Here is an 18,367-nt window from a genome sequence, read left to right as displayed (position 1 = left end):
CAAAAAATCAATACGTGGGGACACGCATGGAACAATGGATCAACGAAGCAATGCCCGCTTTCAACTTGTTTTTCGGCCCGAACCCGGACTGGAAGCAGGTGCTGCTTACCTTGCTCACCCCGGTCTTTCTGGGTGCAACATGGGTTGAATACCTGTACCTGAAAAAAATTGGTAAATCATTTTTCTTTAAGAAAAGTGAGGTTGTCACCAACATGCTGCTGGGCGGTACCTACCAGGCCATGGAACTGGTGTGGTTTGCGCTGTTTGTGTCTGCGTTCATGGAATGGATTTACACCTTCCGAATTGCAACCTTTGAGGTCACACCGCTTAGCTTCGCAGTGCTGCTGTTGGGCATCGAGTTTTGCTACTACTGGTTTCACCGTGGCAGTCACAGGGTGCGCTGGTTCTGGTGCGCCCACGTGGTACACCACAGCGGCGAGAACATGACCACCACCACTGCCATGCGCCAAAGCCTGTTCTATGCCGTGAACCTGCACCAAATTTTCTGGGCCCCCATGTTGATCATCGGATTCCCGGTGTGGGCGGTGTTGCTGGCCTACGGCGTGAATTTGGGCTACCAGTATTTCGTACACACCCAGGCAATTAACAAATTCCCGAAGTGGTTTGAATATATTTTCAACACGCCCAGCCACCACCGCGTGCACCATGGCCGCAACAATGAATACATCGACAAAAACTACGGCGGCGTGCTGATTATCTGGGACCGCATTTTCGGCACCTTTGTACCTGAGGCAGCACCTGTCGACTACGGTATTGTTCGCCAACCCAAAACCAGCAACATCTGGACCCTGAACACGCACGAATGGCGTGACATGTTCAGGGATGCATTGAAACCGGGCCCGATCTGGCAGCGCATCAAGCACATTTGGGCTCCGCCCGAGTGGGTTCGGCCAGGCCTGAACGATCAGTCCAACCTGCGCAATAAAACAAATTAGGCAATCTTCTCGTACTACAATGGGTAGAACCACAAAAGGACTACCCATGCGCAGAAAACCATTAAACACCGCCTCACGATCCAAACTGTCCAAATACGCCAAACCGCTGGCGAATCTGGCCATTCTGCTTGCCGATGCAGGCAGCCGACTGGAGCGGCGTTTCTGGAAAAAGAAGCTGTTTGCCGCGCTGGCCCCCATGCTGGAGGGCCGCAGCGACACCACGCTGATGCAAACCCTCGACCACCTGTACAACACCAACTACCGTGCTTACGACGAATTGGCTTTCGCCATTGAAAACACGGTGGAAAGCCCTGAGCTGGGTCAGGAAGAAGACATTTTGTTGATGGCCGCACCGGTGCTGGCCTGGTCTACCTACAACATACCTTCGGGCAAAATTGAGGAAGCCACGGTGGCGGAATTTACAACGTTGCTACAGAAAAACGTGTTGTCTGATCACGCACATTTGGTGCTGACCAACATGCTGTTCAGCCCCGACCAATTACCTGAAAGCTACACCGCTGCAGCCGAGCTGGCACGCCAGTTGGGCCAGGCCGCAATTGACCGGGTGAAGGTGCGTATTGACACTGACAACTTGCCCGCAACCCAAAGTTTTTTGAGCGATGTGCGCTACCTGATCGGTGCTGTTTCAGTACCGGCCGGTCAACCGGCATTCAAATGGCAAGTGGAAGCCCACAGCAACGGCACCTTGCTCAGCAAAGAAGAAGTGTTGGCCAACTGGCGCTTGACCGGGGGCCAGGCCTTGCAGAAAATCATGCCGGGCTGCCTGCTTGAATTGATGCTGCCCAACGGGCTGTACAACGCATGTCGCGAAGCTGAAAAAGAGGCGCGCGCCTATTCTGTTCGCGCATCGGCGGCTTTCCTCGAAAGCGCGCTGGACGTGCCCACCCAAAAAATTCGCGCCAGTGTGGGGGCATTTGTTGAACGTGGAGAAATTGAAGAATATCGCATCGGCTTTTCCGTGGAAGGCAACAGCGACATTGTGCACGGCGTGGTGTGGCCCCTGATTGGAGAAGAATACGGCAACGAACCCGACCCCGTGTACGAGAAAGACATTCAAAGCGAACCGGACAACCCGGTGATTCGTTCCAAGATTGAAGCCTTGCTGAAAGAAGTGGGCATACGCCAAATCAATGTGCTGGAAGAACGCTTTCCGCTGGAGTACTGTGAAGATTGTGGTTCGCCGCTGTACCCCAACCCGGAAGGGGAACTGATGCACGCCGAATTACCCGAAGATTCTGAACTGCCCAACAGCATGCATTTGCATTAAGGCGGGCACCGCACCATAGGGAGAAACAGGTATGTCAACCCTGCAACAATCAACACTCAGCACCTTCACCACCAAAACCGGCCAGCATGGCCAGTTTTACAGCCTGCCCAAACTGGCTGAACTGGGGTTTCCCAACCTGCAACGTTTACCCGTGTCGATTCGCATTGTGCTTGAATCGGTGCTGCGCAATTGCGATGGCAAAAAAGTTTCTGAAGGACACATTCAGCAACTGGCCAACTGGCAACCACAATCCAGACGCACAGATGAAATTCCCTTCATCGTGGCACGCGTTGTGTTGCAAGACTTCACTGGTGTGCCGCTGCTGGCCGACCTGGCAGCCATGCGCAATGTGGCTCGCGATGTAGGCCAAAATCCGAAGAAGATCGAGCCACTTGTGCCTGTGGACCTTGTGGTCGATCACTCTGTCATGATCGACCACTTTGGTACTGCCGATTCCCTGCGCCAGAACATGGAAATTGAATTCCAGCGCAACGGCGAGCGTTATCAATTCATGAAATGGGGGATGCAGGCTTTCGACACGTTCAAAGTGGTCCCACCGGGCATTGGCATTGTTCACCAAGTGAACCTTGAATATCTGTTCCGCGGCGTTCGCAGCGCGGTAAAACCCGGACAAGAAAATGAAAACACCGTGTTTTACCCCGACACCCTGGTGGGCACCGACAGCCACACCACAATGATCAACGGCGTGGGCGTGGTGGGCTGGGGCGTGGGCGGCATTGAGGCCGAAGCCGGCATGCTGGGTCAACCCGTGTACTTCCTGACACCCGACGTGGTGGGTGTTGAACTAACCAACGCACTGCGTGAAGGCATTACCGCCACAGACCTTGTGCTGACCATTACCGAGCTGCTGCGCAAGAAAAAAGTGGTGGGCAAGTTTGTGGAATTTTATGGCCCCGGCGCGGCGAGTTTGTCGGTAACCGACCGGGCGACGCTAGCAAACATGGCCCCCGAATACGGTGCCACCATGGGCTTCTTCCCGCCCGATTCAAAAACCGTCGAATTCATGCGCAAAACAGGCCGAACCGAAGTGGAAGCAGAACGGTTTGAAGCCTATTTCGAAGCACAGGGCATGCTGGGCATGCCCGAGCCAGGTGCGATTGATTACTCGGAAGTGGTAACGCTTGACCTGGATTCAGTTGAGCCATCACTGGCTGGCCCGAAACGCCCGCAAGACCGTGTGCTGTTGAAAAACATGAAACAACAATTCAACACGCTGTTTTCTGAACCCATGACAGCAAATGGTTTTGGCAAAGACGTAGCCCAGTTGAACACCCGCTACCCCACGGGGCTGAACAAGCTGAGCATTGGCCACGGCGATGTGTTGCTGGCAGCGATCACCAGTTGCACCAACACATCCAACCCAGGCGTGATGCTGGCCGCAGGCTTGTTGGCCAAAAAAGCAGTTGAAAAAGGTCTGAAGGTTCAGCAGCACATCAAAACATCGCTGGGGCCAGGCTCAAGGGTCGTCAGCGATTATCTGGAAAAAACAGGTCTGCAACACTACCTGGATCAACTTGGTTTCAACGTGGCCGCCTACGGTTGCACCACCTGCATTGGTAATGCAGGTGACTTGCTGCCGGAAATCAACGACACCATTTTGAAAAACGACGTGATCGGTTGCGCGGTGCTGTCAGGCAACCGCAACTTTGAGGCGCGCATTCACCCCAACCTGAAGGCGAACTTCCTGGCCTCGCCACCCTTGGTGGTTGCCTACGCGCTAAGCGGCAAAGCGAATATGGACATGACCACCGAACCCATTGGCACGGGCAGCGATGGCCAAGCTGTTTACCTGCGCGACATTTGGCCCAGCAATGAAGAAGTAAATGCACTGCTGCCCACCGCGCTGGACCCTGGCACCTTTGTTCGCCTGTACAGCAACTTCACCGAAGGCCATGACCTGTGGAACAATGTGCCTGCGCCGGAAGGCCAGGTGTACACGTGGCCAGGCTCCACTTACATTGCCAAACCGCCCTTCTTCGACGACTTCGCCATGCAGCCCACAACTGTGGAAACCATTCGTGGCGCGAAACCTTTGTTGATTCTTGGTGATTCGGTCACCACTGATCACATTTCACCCGCAGGTTCATTCAAACCCACCACCCCGGCAGGCAAGTTCCTGCAGCAACACGGTGTTGAACTGAAAGACTTCAACAGCTACGGGTCACGGCGCGGCAATCACGATGTGATGATCCGCGGCACCTTCGCCAATGTGCGAGTAAAAAACCTGATGATCCCGCCCGATGCCAATGGCAACCGAATTGAAGGTGGCTTCACCATCAAGGACGGCCAACAAACAACCGTCTACGATGCGGCAATGGAATACATCGCCCAAGGCACGCCAACCATTGTGCTGGCTGGTGAAGAATATGGCACGGGTTCATCGCGCGACTGGGCGGCCAAAGGCACGCAGTTACTGGGTGTGAAAGTGGTGGTTGCACGCAGTTATGAACGCATTCACCGCAGCAACCTGGTGGGCATGGGTGTGTTGCCACTGCAGTTTTTGGGCACCGATTCCATTCAAAGCCTGGCGCTGGATGGCAGTGAAACCTACGATGTGATCGGTTTGGCCGAAGACACGCCGCCACAGGCTGAACTGACGCTGCAAATTACACGCGCCAACGGCGACATTCGAAATGTGAGGGTGCTCAGCCGAATCGACACACCAATCGAGGTGGAGTATTACAGGCACCGCGGCATTCTGCCGTATGTGCTGCGTGAACTTCTGTCAGCGTAATGCCTTCCCCAACCGTTAACAAACCGGCAAGCACACCACCATGATTTTTATTGAACCCTTTTTTTAGAAACCAAATCGCATGGAAAACTCGTTTTCAGATCACCAAAGCTTGATGGACAGCTTGAAAGCACGCCATTCAGACATATTGAAGCTGATTGATGGAAAGCGAGTTCACCTGCTGGATATTCCGGTATACGGCAACGTGGGCGATTTGCTGATATTGAAGGGAACAGAAATATTTTTTAAAAAAAACAAGGTGAATGTTGTCCAGGTTGCCTCGGTTTACAACTTTCAAGACAAAGTGAGGCCTGGCGATGTACTGGCGTTTCAAGGCGGTGGAAACTTCGGCGACCTTTACCGGCTGCACCAAACGCATCGTGAAGACTTGATCAAGAAATACCCTGAAAACAGAATCATCATTCTTCCGCAAAGCATTTTCTTCGAAAGCAAAACAGCCTTTGAACAATGTGCAGCCGAACTAAGGCAACACCGCAATTTGCACATATTTGTGCGAGATGAAAAATCGCTCGAAAGTGCCCGGCACATGACGGCCAATTGCTACCTGGTTCCAGACATGGCGCACCACCTTTACTCAGCCACAGTCAAACCCAAAAACAGCGGTAAGCGGCTGCTGTTTAAACGGCTAGATAAAGAATCAACTGTTGAAAACATCGATTTGCAATGGCATACAAAAACCGACTGGGATCTGCTGATTGAAAACGAATTACAAACCATTGATTTGTTCAGAAGGCTACTGAGGAAATCAAAAAAACTGAACATGGACTGGCTGGTGATGCGCGCGTGGCTGGTCTACAAAAACATCTTGATTGACAAAGCCAAAAAATTCTTTTTGAAACATGACTTTGTAATCACGGACCGGCTTCACGGCCACATTCTTGCTTCGTTGTTGAACACACCAAACTGTGTGCTGGACAATTCATATGGCAAGAATTCCAACTATGTAAAAGCGTGGACAAACCCCAGCCCGTTTGTTTCACTGCACCAGGGCTAAAGCAGCATTACATACTGCTTCTGGCCTGCTTCGCACCCTGACGAATCAGCAGCAAAATAGGCACCAAAGCGATCACCACAATCATCAGTGCGGGCACAGCGGCTTCAGTCAAACGCTCGTCAGATGCAAACTGGTACGACACCACGGCAAGCGTATCAAAATCGAATGGACGCAACACCAGTGTGGCAGGCAATTCCTTGATCACATCCACGATCACCAACAAAGCCCCGGTGGCCACAGAACCCTTCAGCACCGGCAAATGCACATGCCACAGCACCTGCCTGGGCGTGCGCCCAAGAATGCGCGCGGATTCATCAATGTGTTTTGTAATTTGCTGCAAACCTGAATCAACCGATTGCAAGGCAGCTGATGTAAAACGCACGTTGTAGGCGTACACCAATGCCAGCACGCTACCAGTGAGCGCCGGGATTTGCCAGCCCATCTCGAACGTAAAACGGTCTATGGCGGCAAGTGGCAGCAAAATGGCAATGGCCAAAATGGCACCGGGCACGCCGTACCCCAAGGAAATCAAACGATAAATGGCACTGACCCACCACACTTGCGCCTGGCGCTTCACATAGGCCAGAAACACCGCAAGGAACACAGCGACCAGCGCTGCAATACCACCGAGCAACGCAGAATGGTAGGCCCAACGGAAGCTGCGCGCCCAATCAATGCTGGTGTCTACCTCTACCACCAAAGCCAGCAATATCAACACGGGCAGCACAAAACCCAACACAAGCGGCATGGTCGATAAAAACACCACCACCCAAGCCTGCCCGCCCTCAAGCGTCTTTCGCTCAATGGTGCTGTTTTTACCGGACTGGGTGTAAAACTGCGCGCGCCCCCGTGCCTTTGATTCAGAGGCAATCAACACCAACATGACCGCGAGCAACATGATCGCCAACAAGGCCGCGCTGTCGCGATCACCCAGATTCAGCCATGTATTGAAAATTGCCGTGGTAAACGTGCGCACACCGAAATACGACAAGGCACCATATTCCGCCAACGTTTCCATCAACACCAAGGTAAGCCCCACAACCCAGGCCGGGCGTGCCACAGGCAAACCCACTTTCAGGAATGCACTGGTGGCACTGTGCCCCAATGAACGCGCGGCATCCAGCATGGACGGGCTTCTGCCCAAAAACGCCGTGCGCGCCATAATGTAAACATAGGGATACAGCACAAAACTGAGCACCAGAATGGCACCCGTGGTGGAACGAATTTCAGGAATGCGGAAATCGCCACCGAACAGGCCGCGCAAATTGCTGGCCAGCCAACCCGAATACTGCAGTGCATCGGTGTAGGCATAGGCAATGACATAGGAAGGCATGGCCATGGGCAACAACAACAGCCATTCAAGCCATTTTCTGCCGGGAAATTCATGGGCTGATACCCACCAGGCAGGCAACACACCCATGGTGCTGGTCAACACCACCACGCCCATGCACAAATAGAGGGTTTGCCAAACAAGGTCGGGCAAAATGGTGCTGGCCAAGTGCCGCAACACCTCAGGGGCCTGCACCAGGCTTGCGCCGGCCAAACCAAACAGGTAGACGAATGGCAGCAGCAGCAACAATGCCAGCAGCGCAACAGAAATGCGACTTCTTAACCCCAAATTAAACAAACAAACCGCCCAGACATGGCAAAATAGAAGTGAGAACGATTTTACTTTAAGTTCAATGAATTCACCCCACGGTGCCACACAAAAAATGAAGCAATCAGCAGCCTTGAGCATTGAAAACCTGAGCATTCTGTACGCGGGGAGCAGCATTCCCGCCGTGCGCAATGTCAGCTTTGAACTGCCTCAGGGCGAAATAGCCTGTTTGCTGGGTCCGTCGGGCTGCGGCAAAACCACCCTGCTTCGTGCCATTGCCGGTTTTCTGATGCCCAATGAGGGCAGCATTTTGCTGAACGGTGAAAAAGCCAGTGAACCTGGCCGGGTGCGCAGCCCGGAAAACCGCAACGTGGGCGTGGTGTTTCAGGATTACGCCCTGTTTCCCCACCTGTCGGTTCGAAAAAACATCGAGTTCGGCCTGTACAAGCGCGGCGAACAGGAAAAACGCAACCGCAGTGGTGAGCTGCTCGACTTGATCGGGCTGGAAGCACTGGCAAACCGTTACCCACATGAATTGTCGGGCGGCCAGCAACAACGTGTTGCACTGGCCCGCGCGCTGGCACCCAAACCCACACTGATCTTGTTGGATGAACCATTTTCCAACCTGGATGTGGAATTGAAAGAACGGCTGACATTCGAAGTTCGGGAAATCCTGAAAGCCGAAAACATGAGCGCCATTCTGGTGACCCACGACCAGCACGAAGCCTTCAGCATGGCTGATCGCATTGGCGTCATGCACGCAGGGGAACTGCAACAATGGGGGTCTTCCTACAGCCTTTACCATCAACCGAATTCACGCATGGTGGCCGATTTCATTGGCCAGGGCGTATTTCTGCCAGGCAAGAAAACCGAGCAGGGTTTACAGATTGAGCTGGCACATTTGCGCCTGACAGGCGACCAGCTGCCCGGGAGCGACGAATTTGATGTGCTGATTCGGCCCGACGACATTATTCACGACGACGCCAGCCCCATGCAGGCCAAAGTAGTGCGCAAGGCATTTCGCGGCGCCGATTTTTTGTACACGCTGGAACTTGAAAGTGGCGTGCAGGTGTTGGCGCTGGTACCCAGCCACCACAACCACGCCATTGGCGAACCCATCGGGATCAAGCTTGAGCTTGACCACGTGATCACATTCGACAGGGCTTAAAACACCGGGGAATCAGGAAAGGTCAGAAGAACCGGGGCTTGAACCCACAACGCCACCCTCTGTTTCTGAATTGGAGACCGTGGAACTGATTGACGACGTGCCTCCGGTTGAGGCAAACAAATCGGAAGCTTCTTTGACACTGGTTGGGCTGGAAAAATCCATCGTTAGCGGAAACGACTCGGGGGAAGTGAACAAACCATCGAGCGTGGTCGAATAGACCGTGGAATCACCGAAACTGGCCAGAAGCGGTTCAGCAAAGACACTCGAATCAATTTGCATGGAAACCAGCAATGCATCGGCATCCATGTCACCCGCATTGGCAGCGGCCTCATTCACATCGCCAGACAAGTCGCCAAAAAGGTCTTGACTGAGTGTATTCAACTCAAGCACCTGCGCCTGAATGTCAGCAATTAACTGACTCAATTCTTCGTGACCAAGCTGGCCACTCAAGGCGTTCTGGACACGCGGCATGGCATCAAGCAGCTCGGCATTCAAGGCCTGAAAAGAAATTTGATCGTTCATATTGTTCATGATACCCGCCGAATCCACATTTGCAAGCAAGCCAGGGTCGACGCTGGCCAGGCTGGCATTGCTCTCGAACACGCTGATGTCACTGACACACGCTTGGGAAATACAGCGAAGCTCGCCCAAACCTGACGATTGCGCCGCAGAAAAGTCTTTGGAATGCACGCCATCCAGCGAGCCAAATGTAATCATTGAACCGGAAGAAGAAGGCTCAAAGCTTTCAAAAAACTCAATTGTCGCTTTGCTGATCGGCGCAAACAATTCGCCCACATTTTCGGGAGTATCTGCTTGGACCGACAGTTGAATGACTGAATTGGGCATGAATACAATTTAAAGGCACTTTATATAATTTTATACGAAGCCTTGTTCAAATTGGATTCAAAAACACCCCCCTTTCAAAGGGGTGGGGGGTTATTTGTTGGAATCGAGAGGTCCAAGTGCGCCGTCCAGAACACCACCCTCGGAACCTGCACTGGAGGAAATACCGCTGCTGAGTGGATCAAGCAAGCCCGTGTCGGAATTGCTCGGCGTGCTGCTTAGACCGGAGAGCAGACCACCATCAGTAATCGGGTCCAGGATTGGATCGAGGATTGGATCAATCACCGGGTCAATTACATCAGTTACCGGATCAATTACATCGGTTACCGGATCAATTACATCGGTTACCGGATCAGTAACGGGGTCCGTGATGTCGGTGATGATGTCCACAATTGGATCAATCACGGGATCGGTCACATCGGTGATCGGGTCCAGGATTGGATCGAGGACAGGATCCAGAACCGGATCAAGCACGCCGTCCACAACATCGAGTACCGGATCCGTGATCGGTCGCAAATCCAGTTCAGGCAGTGAGCCCACCAGTGACACCACATCATCCAGGGTCGAGCCAAGGCTCAACAAGCTGTCAATTTGCGGATTGGAAACAACATCTACTGAACCCAGCAAATCGCTCAGCGTGGTGGACACATCGTCCGCACTGTCCAGAATGGAGAAGCCAAGGTCTGTGCTCGACAGGGCATTCTGAACACCAACCTGGCTTTGCACTTCGCTGGCCAGGCCATCGAATACGGGCTCGAAGGTGCTGTTCAACAGGTTGATCTGTTCAAGCACCGCGTCAATTGCCACTTGCAGGTTTTCCGAACTGGGGGTTTGCCCCAGACCGTCCACCAAACCCATCAAGGCATTATCTGGGTTCACGCTGTCGCTGCCTTCAAGCATCGCAAGCAGTTGGGAAAATTCTGGGGACAAAGGCACCATTGAACCATCCGCATTGGCGAGTGGTTTAAGCAAGGCTGAATTGCCGTCAGCAGTTTGCTGCGCCATCGCCTTGTCGCCCAAAGCCGCCAAAGTGGCCGATTCGCCCACTGTTTCCTTGCCAAAAGCAACCGGAGCCGCGCTGGCCACCTGTGCCGCAATGCCCATGGCACTGGATGCACCACCCATGTCAGCTACAGCCACCGCGCCCAGCAAACCAGCGCCGGAATACGCTGGTGACAAACCGGGGAAACCACTGCCTGAATTGCTTGGAGTAGAAATTGATGATCTGGCAGACGCATTGAAAAATCCGGTACTGGCGCCAAGGCCATCGAATTGATTGTTTACAAGCGTGGACTGCAAAAACTGCATATTGGCCGCTGAAGGGTCAGCAAGTTGCTGCTCCGCGCGCTCAACCGCCAAGTCTTCTGCAGTGGTCTTGGTGCTCTGAATGTCGTCGCCCATCTGTATCAGTCCTTTGGGAATTCACCTATTTGTCCCAGTTTCTCAGGCTTTCGCAACTGCGAATGAATGAAATAAGGTCAAAAAGTACCTTTGTTTAATCAGTGTGAGCATTTTACTCACACAAATCAAGGCTTTACCGATAAAAGCGTGGATCCAGAATGGGGGCGGGTCTCAAAGCAGGTCGCAATTCCTTTTCGGCATCGCTGCCCTTAACCTTGTTGCGCTGGGAGCTCTTCTCGACCTCCAGCCGCTGTGCCGGGGTCAGCACAAAGCCGGCTGCTTTGTCCACCTCGGTCTGGCTGACATCCAGCCCCAGCTTTTCAGCAATCTTTTGGTCTGCCGGGCTGCTGGCAATGTCTGCTGTGTCTCTCAGGCTGCCCTCAAGGCGCTCGCGTTCCGGGATATTCGAGAAAAACAGTTCAAACCAGTCACCTTCCGCGCCAGCAGTGGGCATCATCAGGCCCATGGTGTGCATCAAGCGGAAACCGGCCTCACGGGCATCAAACACGGCATTGATGTAGGCGATCAGCACATTGAAATATTCCACTTGCGCATCCAGCATCACGATGACCGTTTCACGACCAAAATCGCGAAGGCGTTTGCGATTTTTAAACACCTGCAGTGAATCGGCATACGCGCCACGCAAGGTAACCGAACGGGACTGCCCTGCCGTCCACTTCCCCCACTGAAAACGTACACTTTCCTCAACCCGCAGGCGGGCCGCTGCCAACTGGGCGCGGCGTGTGTCAATGGTTGCAGCGGCCTGGTTTATGCGCGCCACCTGCTCACCGCCTGAAAAGGCGCTGTACTGCAAACGCAGGTTCACCGAACTGTCGGTTCTGTCGCCTGTGAAAGGATCGGGTTCACCGAAAAACTGTTGAATACCCACCAAATTCAGCGATGGGTAAAGGCTTGCGTCTTCCGCAGTGTAGGTGTGTCGGGCTTTCACGATCTGGCTTTCTGCCACCCGAATTTCCGGGTTGGAAAACAGTGCCTTGGTCACCGCATCGTCTACCAACGGAGGCAACATGGCGCGTTGCACTTCCAGTTCCGGCACGTTGTACCCCTCGGGGTACACACCAAAATAACGGAAGTAAGTGGCACGCGCTTCTTCAAACTGCCCTTCAAAATTCACCAGGCGATCGCGCGTTACCGCCAAACGGGCCTTGGCAAACTGGGCGTCTGTCACGCCACTGCCACCCAGTTCAACGCGGCGTTCCTCCAGCACAAGCAATTGCGCCACAGCAGCTTCGGCCGCACGCGAGGCTTCGACCAGCAATGAATTTCTGGACAAGGTGCTGCTGGCCAAAAAGCTTTCCAGCACCACATCCTGAACGGTTTTTACAAACTGCCCATCGGCAATGGTGCCATCCGTTTCTGCCGCTTTAACACGCGCCGTGATCCGACCCGCCGTGTAAATTGGCTGACTGACAGTAATGTCAGTCGATTGCCTGTTGGTTACCGTGGAACTGGAGCTGGCGTTCGCGCCCACCGTAATTTTGGGGAAGTAGGCTGCGCGTGCACCGTCTTCAATAAACTGGGACGCGTTCACATTGATGCGCGACGTCACAATTTCCGGATTGGTGCGCAGCATGTTCAGGAACCGGATTTTTGTCAGCTCTTCCTTGGACATTTTTGCGGCTTGGGCCGGTTCAATCCGGCGGGCACGAAACTCGTTGTTGTCATTGCCCAAAGCGGAACCCGCTGGCGCCGTTTCAGCGCCGGGTTCAGCGCCCGTTTCCTGCGCGCCGGCAGGCAATGCCATCAGGGCTGAAATGAGCACGCACAACATGTTACGAGCCAATTTGCCCCCACCCAGCTTGTCCAGTTGTGTTGTCATGTGTTGCTTTATGGTTCTCTGAAGGCTTCTTGCTTCAGCTTCAATACAGGTTTCAGCAAATAATAGATAAAGGGTTGTGAGCCCACATTGATGTCCACTTCGGCCGTCATGCCCGGCGAAATACGCAAAGGCGCATCGGGCGTACCAAAAAACGCCTTGTCAGTGCTCACGATCAGACGATAGTAAGGCCCCGTATCCTCGGTACCGGGGTCCGTGTCCGCTGCAATTTGTGTCACCTTGCCACTCAGGGTGCCATAGCGCAAAAAGTCATAGGCCGACACCTTCACTTCCGATGCCTGATCCATGCTCACATAACCTCGATCCGCAGGCGACAAACGGGTTTCCACCACCAGCACTTCGTCGACAGGCACCACTTCCATAATGGGCTCGCCTTGGCGCACCACGTTGCCCACAGCCTGCAGCTTCAGGTTTTTCACCACCCCATCAATCGGCGAACGAATCACGGCGCGGTCGCGCTGGTCACTGGCCCGGTTAATTTCGTCCTTCAAACTGGCCAGTTGACGCTCGAGCGTGGTCAGTTCATCGGCTGCACGGCGGCGAAACTTGCCATCTTCTTCCACGCGGCGTGCGCGGCTTTGCCCCACAGAAGCCTGCGCGGAGGCAATTGTTTGACGCATGGACGCGACCTCGGAAGTCAAGCTGTCGTAATCGCGTTTCTTGGTCAGGTATTCAAGCTGCGACACCAGGCGTTCACGCACCAGTTCACGGGTAATTTCAAGCTCACGCAACGTGGTCACAGCGCGGTTTTCCAAACCTTCCAGCTTGGCCTGCAGTTCACCCACCTTGCCCTGGTTGCCCAGCATCTGGCTGTCGTTCACACCCAGAATGCCATTCAGCTCAGTGATTCTGGCCAAGTAAGTGGCTTGCTCGGTTCGAAACAGATCCGGGTAATCAGCAACAATTTCGGTGGGGTATTCAGGCGCTTTGCCGGAAGCCTCGCCCAGCAAACGCGCGCGGCTCATTTCCAGCGCGGCCCGGCGGCTTTTCAATTCTTCAATGTTGATACCCGAAGTGGCCAGGTTCAACAGAACCAACACCGCCCCTTCTTTCACCACATCGCCTTCTTTCACAGCAAGGTCTTGAACAATACCGCCTTCCAGGTGCTGAATGCTTTTGATTCGCGATGATGGAATCACCTTGCCAGGCGCGGTCACCACCTGGTCGACCCGTATGAACAGGGATGCAAACAAGGACAGTGCAATCAGGCCCAACGCAAAACGGCTTTTGGTATCAAAGCCTCCGCCCTTGGGCTTGTACAAGCCGGGCACTTCGTAAGGCTTCAAGTCATTCTTGCCGACTTCGGCCAAGGCATTGTTGGGCTTCATGGTTTCCTTACCCTCGCTCATCAGGCTTGGGCGGCCTTGCCGCCCGCATCAGAATTGTTCTGGCCTTCCGCACCCACTGTGCCAAGGGGTTTCACGGTATCTGCTGAACCCACCTGCGAAGCCACTTTGGGCGCAGCAGGAACAGGTTTGGGGACCGAGATGCCGTACAGCAGCTTCAACATTTCAGGCGTTGACCCAACATGCAGCTTGGACGCTTTGTCCAGGTATATAATCTTGTCGCAAATCGACATCAAGCGAACCGAATGCGTCACCATGATGATGGTTTTCACCGTGGCCAGGCTTTTGAACACCGCCATCAAGTGCGTTTCAGCAGCGAAATCCAAATCGTTCGTGGGCTCATCAAGCAACAACACGGGCGCATCTGACAGAAAAGCCTGGGTAATCGCCACACGGCGGCGCTGGCCACCCGACAAACGGTTACCACCCTCGCCTACTTGCGTCATATAACCATCGGGCATTTTCGCGATGAAGTCATGTGCGCCGGAGCGCTTGGCCGCCAGAAGGATTTGCTCGTCACTGGCATCGGGGTTCGAGCGACGAAGGTTTTCAACAATCGTTCCCTCAAACAACTGCGATGTTTGTGGCAAAAAGCCGATCCATTTCGCCAGCTCCTGTCGGGAAAACTGCGACAAATCATATTCGTCCAGCAGCACCCTGCCACCCTGCGGTTCATACAGGCCACGCAGCAATTTCAACAACGTCGATTTGCCCGCACCGTTATCACCCGCCAAACCATAAATTCCGCGGGGACCAATTTGGGCCGAAACAGATTTCACCACTTCTTTTTGCGCGCCCACGTGCTGGTAGCTCACGTTTTCAAGTCGCAGTGCGCCAGAAGGCATGGGAAGATTCAAACCGGTGTGCTGCTTTTCTTCATCGGCCGCAAACACTTTGTTCAGGCGATCAGTGGCCTCGCGGGAATGGGCAATCGATCGCCAGTGGCCGGTCAATGCCGCCAGGGGGCCAATGGCCTTGGCCGCAAGCATGTTCGATGCAATCAAACCACCCACGGTCATCCACTGGTTGATCACGGCATACGCACCCACTGCGGTAATGGCCACGTTCACGCACAACATGATGGAAATGGACAGCTCACGCTGGTCTTCCATTTCGCCATTTTTCTGGAACGATTCCTGAACCCAGGAGTTGTAGCTGGACACCCATGCACGCTTGGCAGAATCATCTTGCACCAGGCTTTTGATGGCTTCGCGGCCACGGCACACCTCAGCCAACACTTCGTCACGGCGGCGCGCGCGCGAAAATTCCTCAACACGACGCTTGCGGAATTCACCAGAGCTATACCACGACAAACCCGCCAGGCAAGCCAAACCAATCAACACCACTGGCAACACAGGCAAAGCGATGGTGGCAATCAAACCGATGGCCAGGATGGCAAACGGCAAATCAAGAATGGTCATTGCCACTGCGCCGCTCCACACCACGCGCACGGTGTCCACATCTTTAAACAGGGAATACCAGGCCGCAGTGGAACGGGCTTCAAGTTGCCGCAACGGAATGGACAATATTTTGTTCATCAACTTGCTGGCGATCTGGCCGTCAATTTTCACAGCCGACACGCGCAATACACGGGCCCGGAAGGAACGCAAAATCAAATCTGCCGCTAACAAAATACCCATGCCGATCAACAAGGCAGTCAGCGTATTCAGGCCTGAACGGTAAATAACCCGGTCATAGACCTGCAAGGAAAATACCGCAGGAAACAGCGCCACGAGGTTAACAAATATTGACAGCAGCGCCGCGCGCTTGAGCAAGGGCAATGCGCTTCGGATTACACCTTCAACAGTTTTGGACTGGTTGGGCTCAATGCTGCCCCGATCCGCCTTGTCATCGTCCGAACGTTCGGACTTCAGACCAAAGTTCCAAAGTGCTTCCAGTCTTTCTTTGAACAAATATTTAACCGACATTGCGAGTCCCTAAGTTACAAAGCGCCCGCTGAACCGGCCATGCGCAACTGCTGCGCCTTCAGTCGTTCAAGCAATACCAGATACGAGGCAATCAAACGCACCACCGCCGGGCGCATGCCTGCCAACTGCTCCCGGCTCATCTTCGCCAAGGGGTTGTCCAGCCTGGTTTTAACGTCAGCCTGAGCATCAATGGCTTTGCACACACGATCAAATACACTGCTCAGCGCGGTATCCACTTCAGATTCCGACATCGTGGGGTACAACATCTGCGGCTTGGTATCAATCAGTCTCAATCTTTCCTGCCAGTTCAACACCGACCTGGCCAAAACGGGATCAAGCTTCAATTGACCTTCAAAGACGGTGCGTTCTGTGCCGCGCATGACGCCCAGCACATAGTCGGCTGCCAGCCAGTTTTTTTCATCGTCAGTCATGGGGCTTCTCCTATGCCAAATATCCGGATTGTTCGGCGTCCTGCCTGCGGGTATTGTTCGTCGCAAGCGTTGCCAAACCTTCCGACTGAAATTCGTCGTACACCGTTTTCAATTCAATCAAACCGCGGCGAACCCAGGTTTTCACGGTACCCAAAGGCACATCCAGGTGATCGGAAATTTCCGCATGGCTCATGCCATGGGTGTATGCCAGCGTCAAAACCTGACGGTATTTGCCATCCAGGCGCTGCACGCAAGCTTGCATAACCCGGCTGGTTTCCTTGTCATCACTGCTCACTGAATGGGCTTCGAAGACCAACTCATTGGGCTCGTCATCCTGATCAGAAAACTGGTCCAGAGAAATCGAGTTCACCGTGTGGCTTTGCTGGGCAATCAAATCCAGTGCCCTGTTCCTCACCACTTGGTGCAACCATGTTTCTGGGGCAGAAAGCTTGTTGTTAAACGTGTGCGCGTATCGCCAAAGGCGAATGTAGGCGTCCTGCAGCACATCCTGAGCCATGCCTGGCTCCCGAACAATGCGCAACGCCACTGCAAACATCTTCCGGGACGTGAGTAGATACAACTCCTCAAACGCCTTCCGATCACGGTTCGCGATCCGTTCAATTAAAGAAGCGAGTTCTTCTCTCAACCTGCTTGTCCCCGAGATGAAGTAATCCGTGTGTTTGATACGTTCTGATACTGTCAATTTACAGTTGAGCTGAACTTTGGTTTTATCAAAAAGGCCGAGTTTTACTGTTCAAACCACTGAATAGGGCCACCCTGTAAGGGGGATGTAACTCCTAAGTATCACCTAGTCTAGGGATACTAGCAAAAGTTCTGACATCCGAACAGTACCAACAATGTCTATTTGCTTACATAGATCGCTGAAAAACCACCCCACCCGCATTGTGATTAACCCGCCCGAATTTACCTACATCCAGTTGAATCCAATTTTTTGGGCCTGAAGTACAAACCTTCATAAGCATCAACCCAATCGATTCCAACAGCGGGGCATACATGACCTTAATTCCGAGCTGGCCAAGCCAGCCACACATGGGCGGGACTATGAAAAATGACAAGGGCTTGACCGGCAGATCTTCAACGCCCCGCGACCCCGGGCTGACAAGCCCAACCCCCGGTAGAACAGTCAGCCTTCAACCGATGTTCGTCACCAACCGCACCACTCTGGAAGAAATCGACAATCACCTGGCCAGCGCCGAAACCCGGATCGTGGTCATCACCATCGAAAAAGGCAACAAGCACGGTGAAACCGTGGTTCAACACATCGGCTCCAGTTATTCAGACGTACGCGTGGTGCTGGTGTGCGAGGGAACCGCACAGGACATTCTGGCCATGGCGTTCAAACCGGGTGTCTGGGCCTGTGTAAGTCGACAGTCCTCAGTGGAAACGCTGCGCGAAGCCATTGATACTGTGGCAACCGGCAACCGCTACGTGGCGCCTGAACTGGTCAGCAACCGCATGCCCGCAGGCAACGCACCCCACGACCGCCACGAACAAACCAGTCAGATGCACACCCTGGCAGAGCAGGACGATGGGGCACAACTGACCCGCCGTGAACGCCAGGTTCTGACGTTGATAGCACAAGGTCGCCCCCGCCGCGAAATCGCTGAACTTTTAAAGGTATCACCGCGCACAATCGACGCCTACCGCGCCCGCTTGTTGCAAAAGCTGAACCTGGATTCCAGCGTTCAACTGGTGAAATACGCCATTTCAGCAGGCATTGCCAACTAAACCGGCACTGCTTACTTGCACAAGAAACCCCGCAA

14 protein-coding genes are annotated in these 18,367 nt (G+C 53.8%); 6 read left to right on the top strand and 8 right to left on the bottom strand.

Annotated features, from left to right (window positions below):
* From V7028_RS09850 to V7028_RS09835, 4 genes are all read left to right on the top strand, one after another.
* The coding region (locus V7028_RS09850; protein WP_334119906.1) for a sterol desaturase family protein at nt 1-956 on the top strand (956 nt) is incomplete at its 5' end.
* Between the two features lie 46 nt (nt 957-1,002).
* On the top strand, nt 1,003-2,244 hold the full coding sequence (locus V7028_RS09845) for a DUF2863 family protein (protein WP_334119905.1): 1,242 nt from the start codon (nt 1,003-1,005) through the stop codon (nt 2,242-2,244).
* A 31-nt stretch (nt 2,245-2,275) separates the two neighbouring features.
* Entirely contained in the window at nt 2,276-4,999 is a 2,724-nt protein-coding gene (acnA, locus tag V7028_RS09840; protein WP_334119904.1) for an aconitate hydratase AcnA, read from the top strand.
* Between the two features lie 79 nt (nt 5,000-5,078).
* Nucleotides 5,079-6,011 (top strand): polysaccharide pyruvyl transferase family protein, encoded by a 933-nt coding sequence (locus V7028_RS09835; protein WP_334119903.1) that lies wholly within the window; start codon nt 5,079-5,081, stop codon nt 6,009-6,011.
* Nucleotides 6,012-6,018: 7 nt separating this feature from the next.
* Here the strand turns inward: V7028_RS09835 and V7028_RS09830 are convergent, their stop codons facing one another.
* The gene (locus V7028_RS09830) at nt 6,019-7,638 is read right to left on the bottom strand and encodes an ABC transporter permease (protein WP_334119902.1); all 1,620 of its coding nucleotides are present in this window, start codon (nt 7,636-7,638) and stop codon (nt 6,019-6,021) included.
* Nucleotides 7,639-7,723: 85 nt separating this feature from the next.
* Between V7028_RS09830 and V7028_RS09825 the strand changes: the two genes are divergently transcribed.
* Nucleotides 7,724-8,776: an ABC transporter ATP-binding protein gene (locus tag V7028_RS09825; RefSeq protein ID WP_334119901.1), complete on the top strand. Its 1,053-nt coding sequence runs from the start codon at nt 7,724-7,726 to the stop codon at nt 8,774-8,776.
* 12 nt (nt 8,777-8,788) lie between these two features.
* On the opposite strand, the gene V7028_RS09820 is transcribed toward V7028_RS09825, so the two are convergent.
* From V7028_RS09820 to V7028_RS09790, 7 genes are all read right to left on the bottom strand, one after another.
* Nucleotides 8,789-9,622 (bottom strand): hypothetical protein, encoded by an 834-nt coding sequence (locus tag V7028_RS09820; protein WP_334119900.1) that lies wholly within the window; start codon nt 9,620-9,622, stop codon nt 8,789-8,791.
* Between the two features lie 90 nt (nt 9,623-9,712).
* On the bottom strand, nt 9,713-11,020 hold the full coding sequence (locus V7028_RS09815) for a hypothetical protein (RefSeq protein WP_334119899.1): 1,308 nt from the start codon (nt 11,018-11,020) through the stop codon (nt 9,713-9,715).
* A 133-nt stretch (nt 11,021-11,153) separates the two neighbouring features.
* On the bottom strand, nt 11,154-12,860 hold the full coding sequence (locus tag V7028_RS09810) for a TolC family protein (protein ID WP_334119898.1): 1,707 nt from the start codon (nt 12,858-12,860) through the stop codon (nt 11,154-11,156).
* 8 nt (nt 12,861-12,868) lie between these two features.
* Entirely contained in the window at nt 12,869-14,227 is a 1,359-nt protein-coding gene (locus V7028_RS09805) for an HlyD family type I secretion periplasmic adaptor subunit (protein WP_334119897.1), read from the bottom strand.
* Nucleotides 14,227-16,152 (bottom strand): peptidase domain-containing ABC transporter, encoded by a 1,926-nt coding sequence (locus tag V7028_RS09800; protein WP_334119896.1) that lies wholly within the window; start codon nt 16,150-16,152, stop codon nt 14,227-14,229. The genes V7028_RS09805 and V7028_RS09800 overlap by 1 nt, the downstream gene beginning before the upstream one ends.
* Nucleotides 16,153-16,166: 14 nt before the next feature.
* Complete coding sequence (locus tag V7028_RS09795) at nt 16,167-16,583, bottom strand: hypothetical protein (protein WP_334119895.1); 417 nt, start codon at nt 16,581-16,583, stop codon at nt 16,167-16,169.
* Between the two features lie 10 nt (nt 16,584-16,593).
* On the bottom strand, nt 16,594-17,163 hold the full coding sequence (locus tag V7028_RS09790; protein ID WP_334119894.1) for an RNA polymerase sigma factor: 570 nt from the start codon (nt 17,161-17,163) through the stop codon (nt 16,594-16,596).
* Nucleotides 17,164-17,645: 482 nt separating this feature from the next.
* On the opposite strand from V7028_RS09790, the gene V7028_RS09785 reads away from it, so the two are divergent.
* A complete protein-coding gene (locus tag V7028_RS09785) occupies nt 17,646-18,332 on the top strand; it encodes a response regulator transcription factor (RefSeq protein WP_334119893.1) in 687 nt (228 codons plus the stop codon).
* Nucleotides 18,333-18,367 lie beyond the last annotated feature (35 nt).

The organism is Limnobacter sp. (genome assembly GCF_036846585.1).
Lineage (GTDB): Bacteria > Pseudomonadota > Gammaproteobacteria > Burkholderiales > Burkholderiaceae_B > Limnobacter.
Note: the sequence above shows the minus strand (reverse complement) of the source record. Positions and strands in the feature narration are given on the sequence as shown.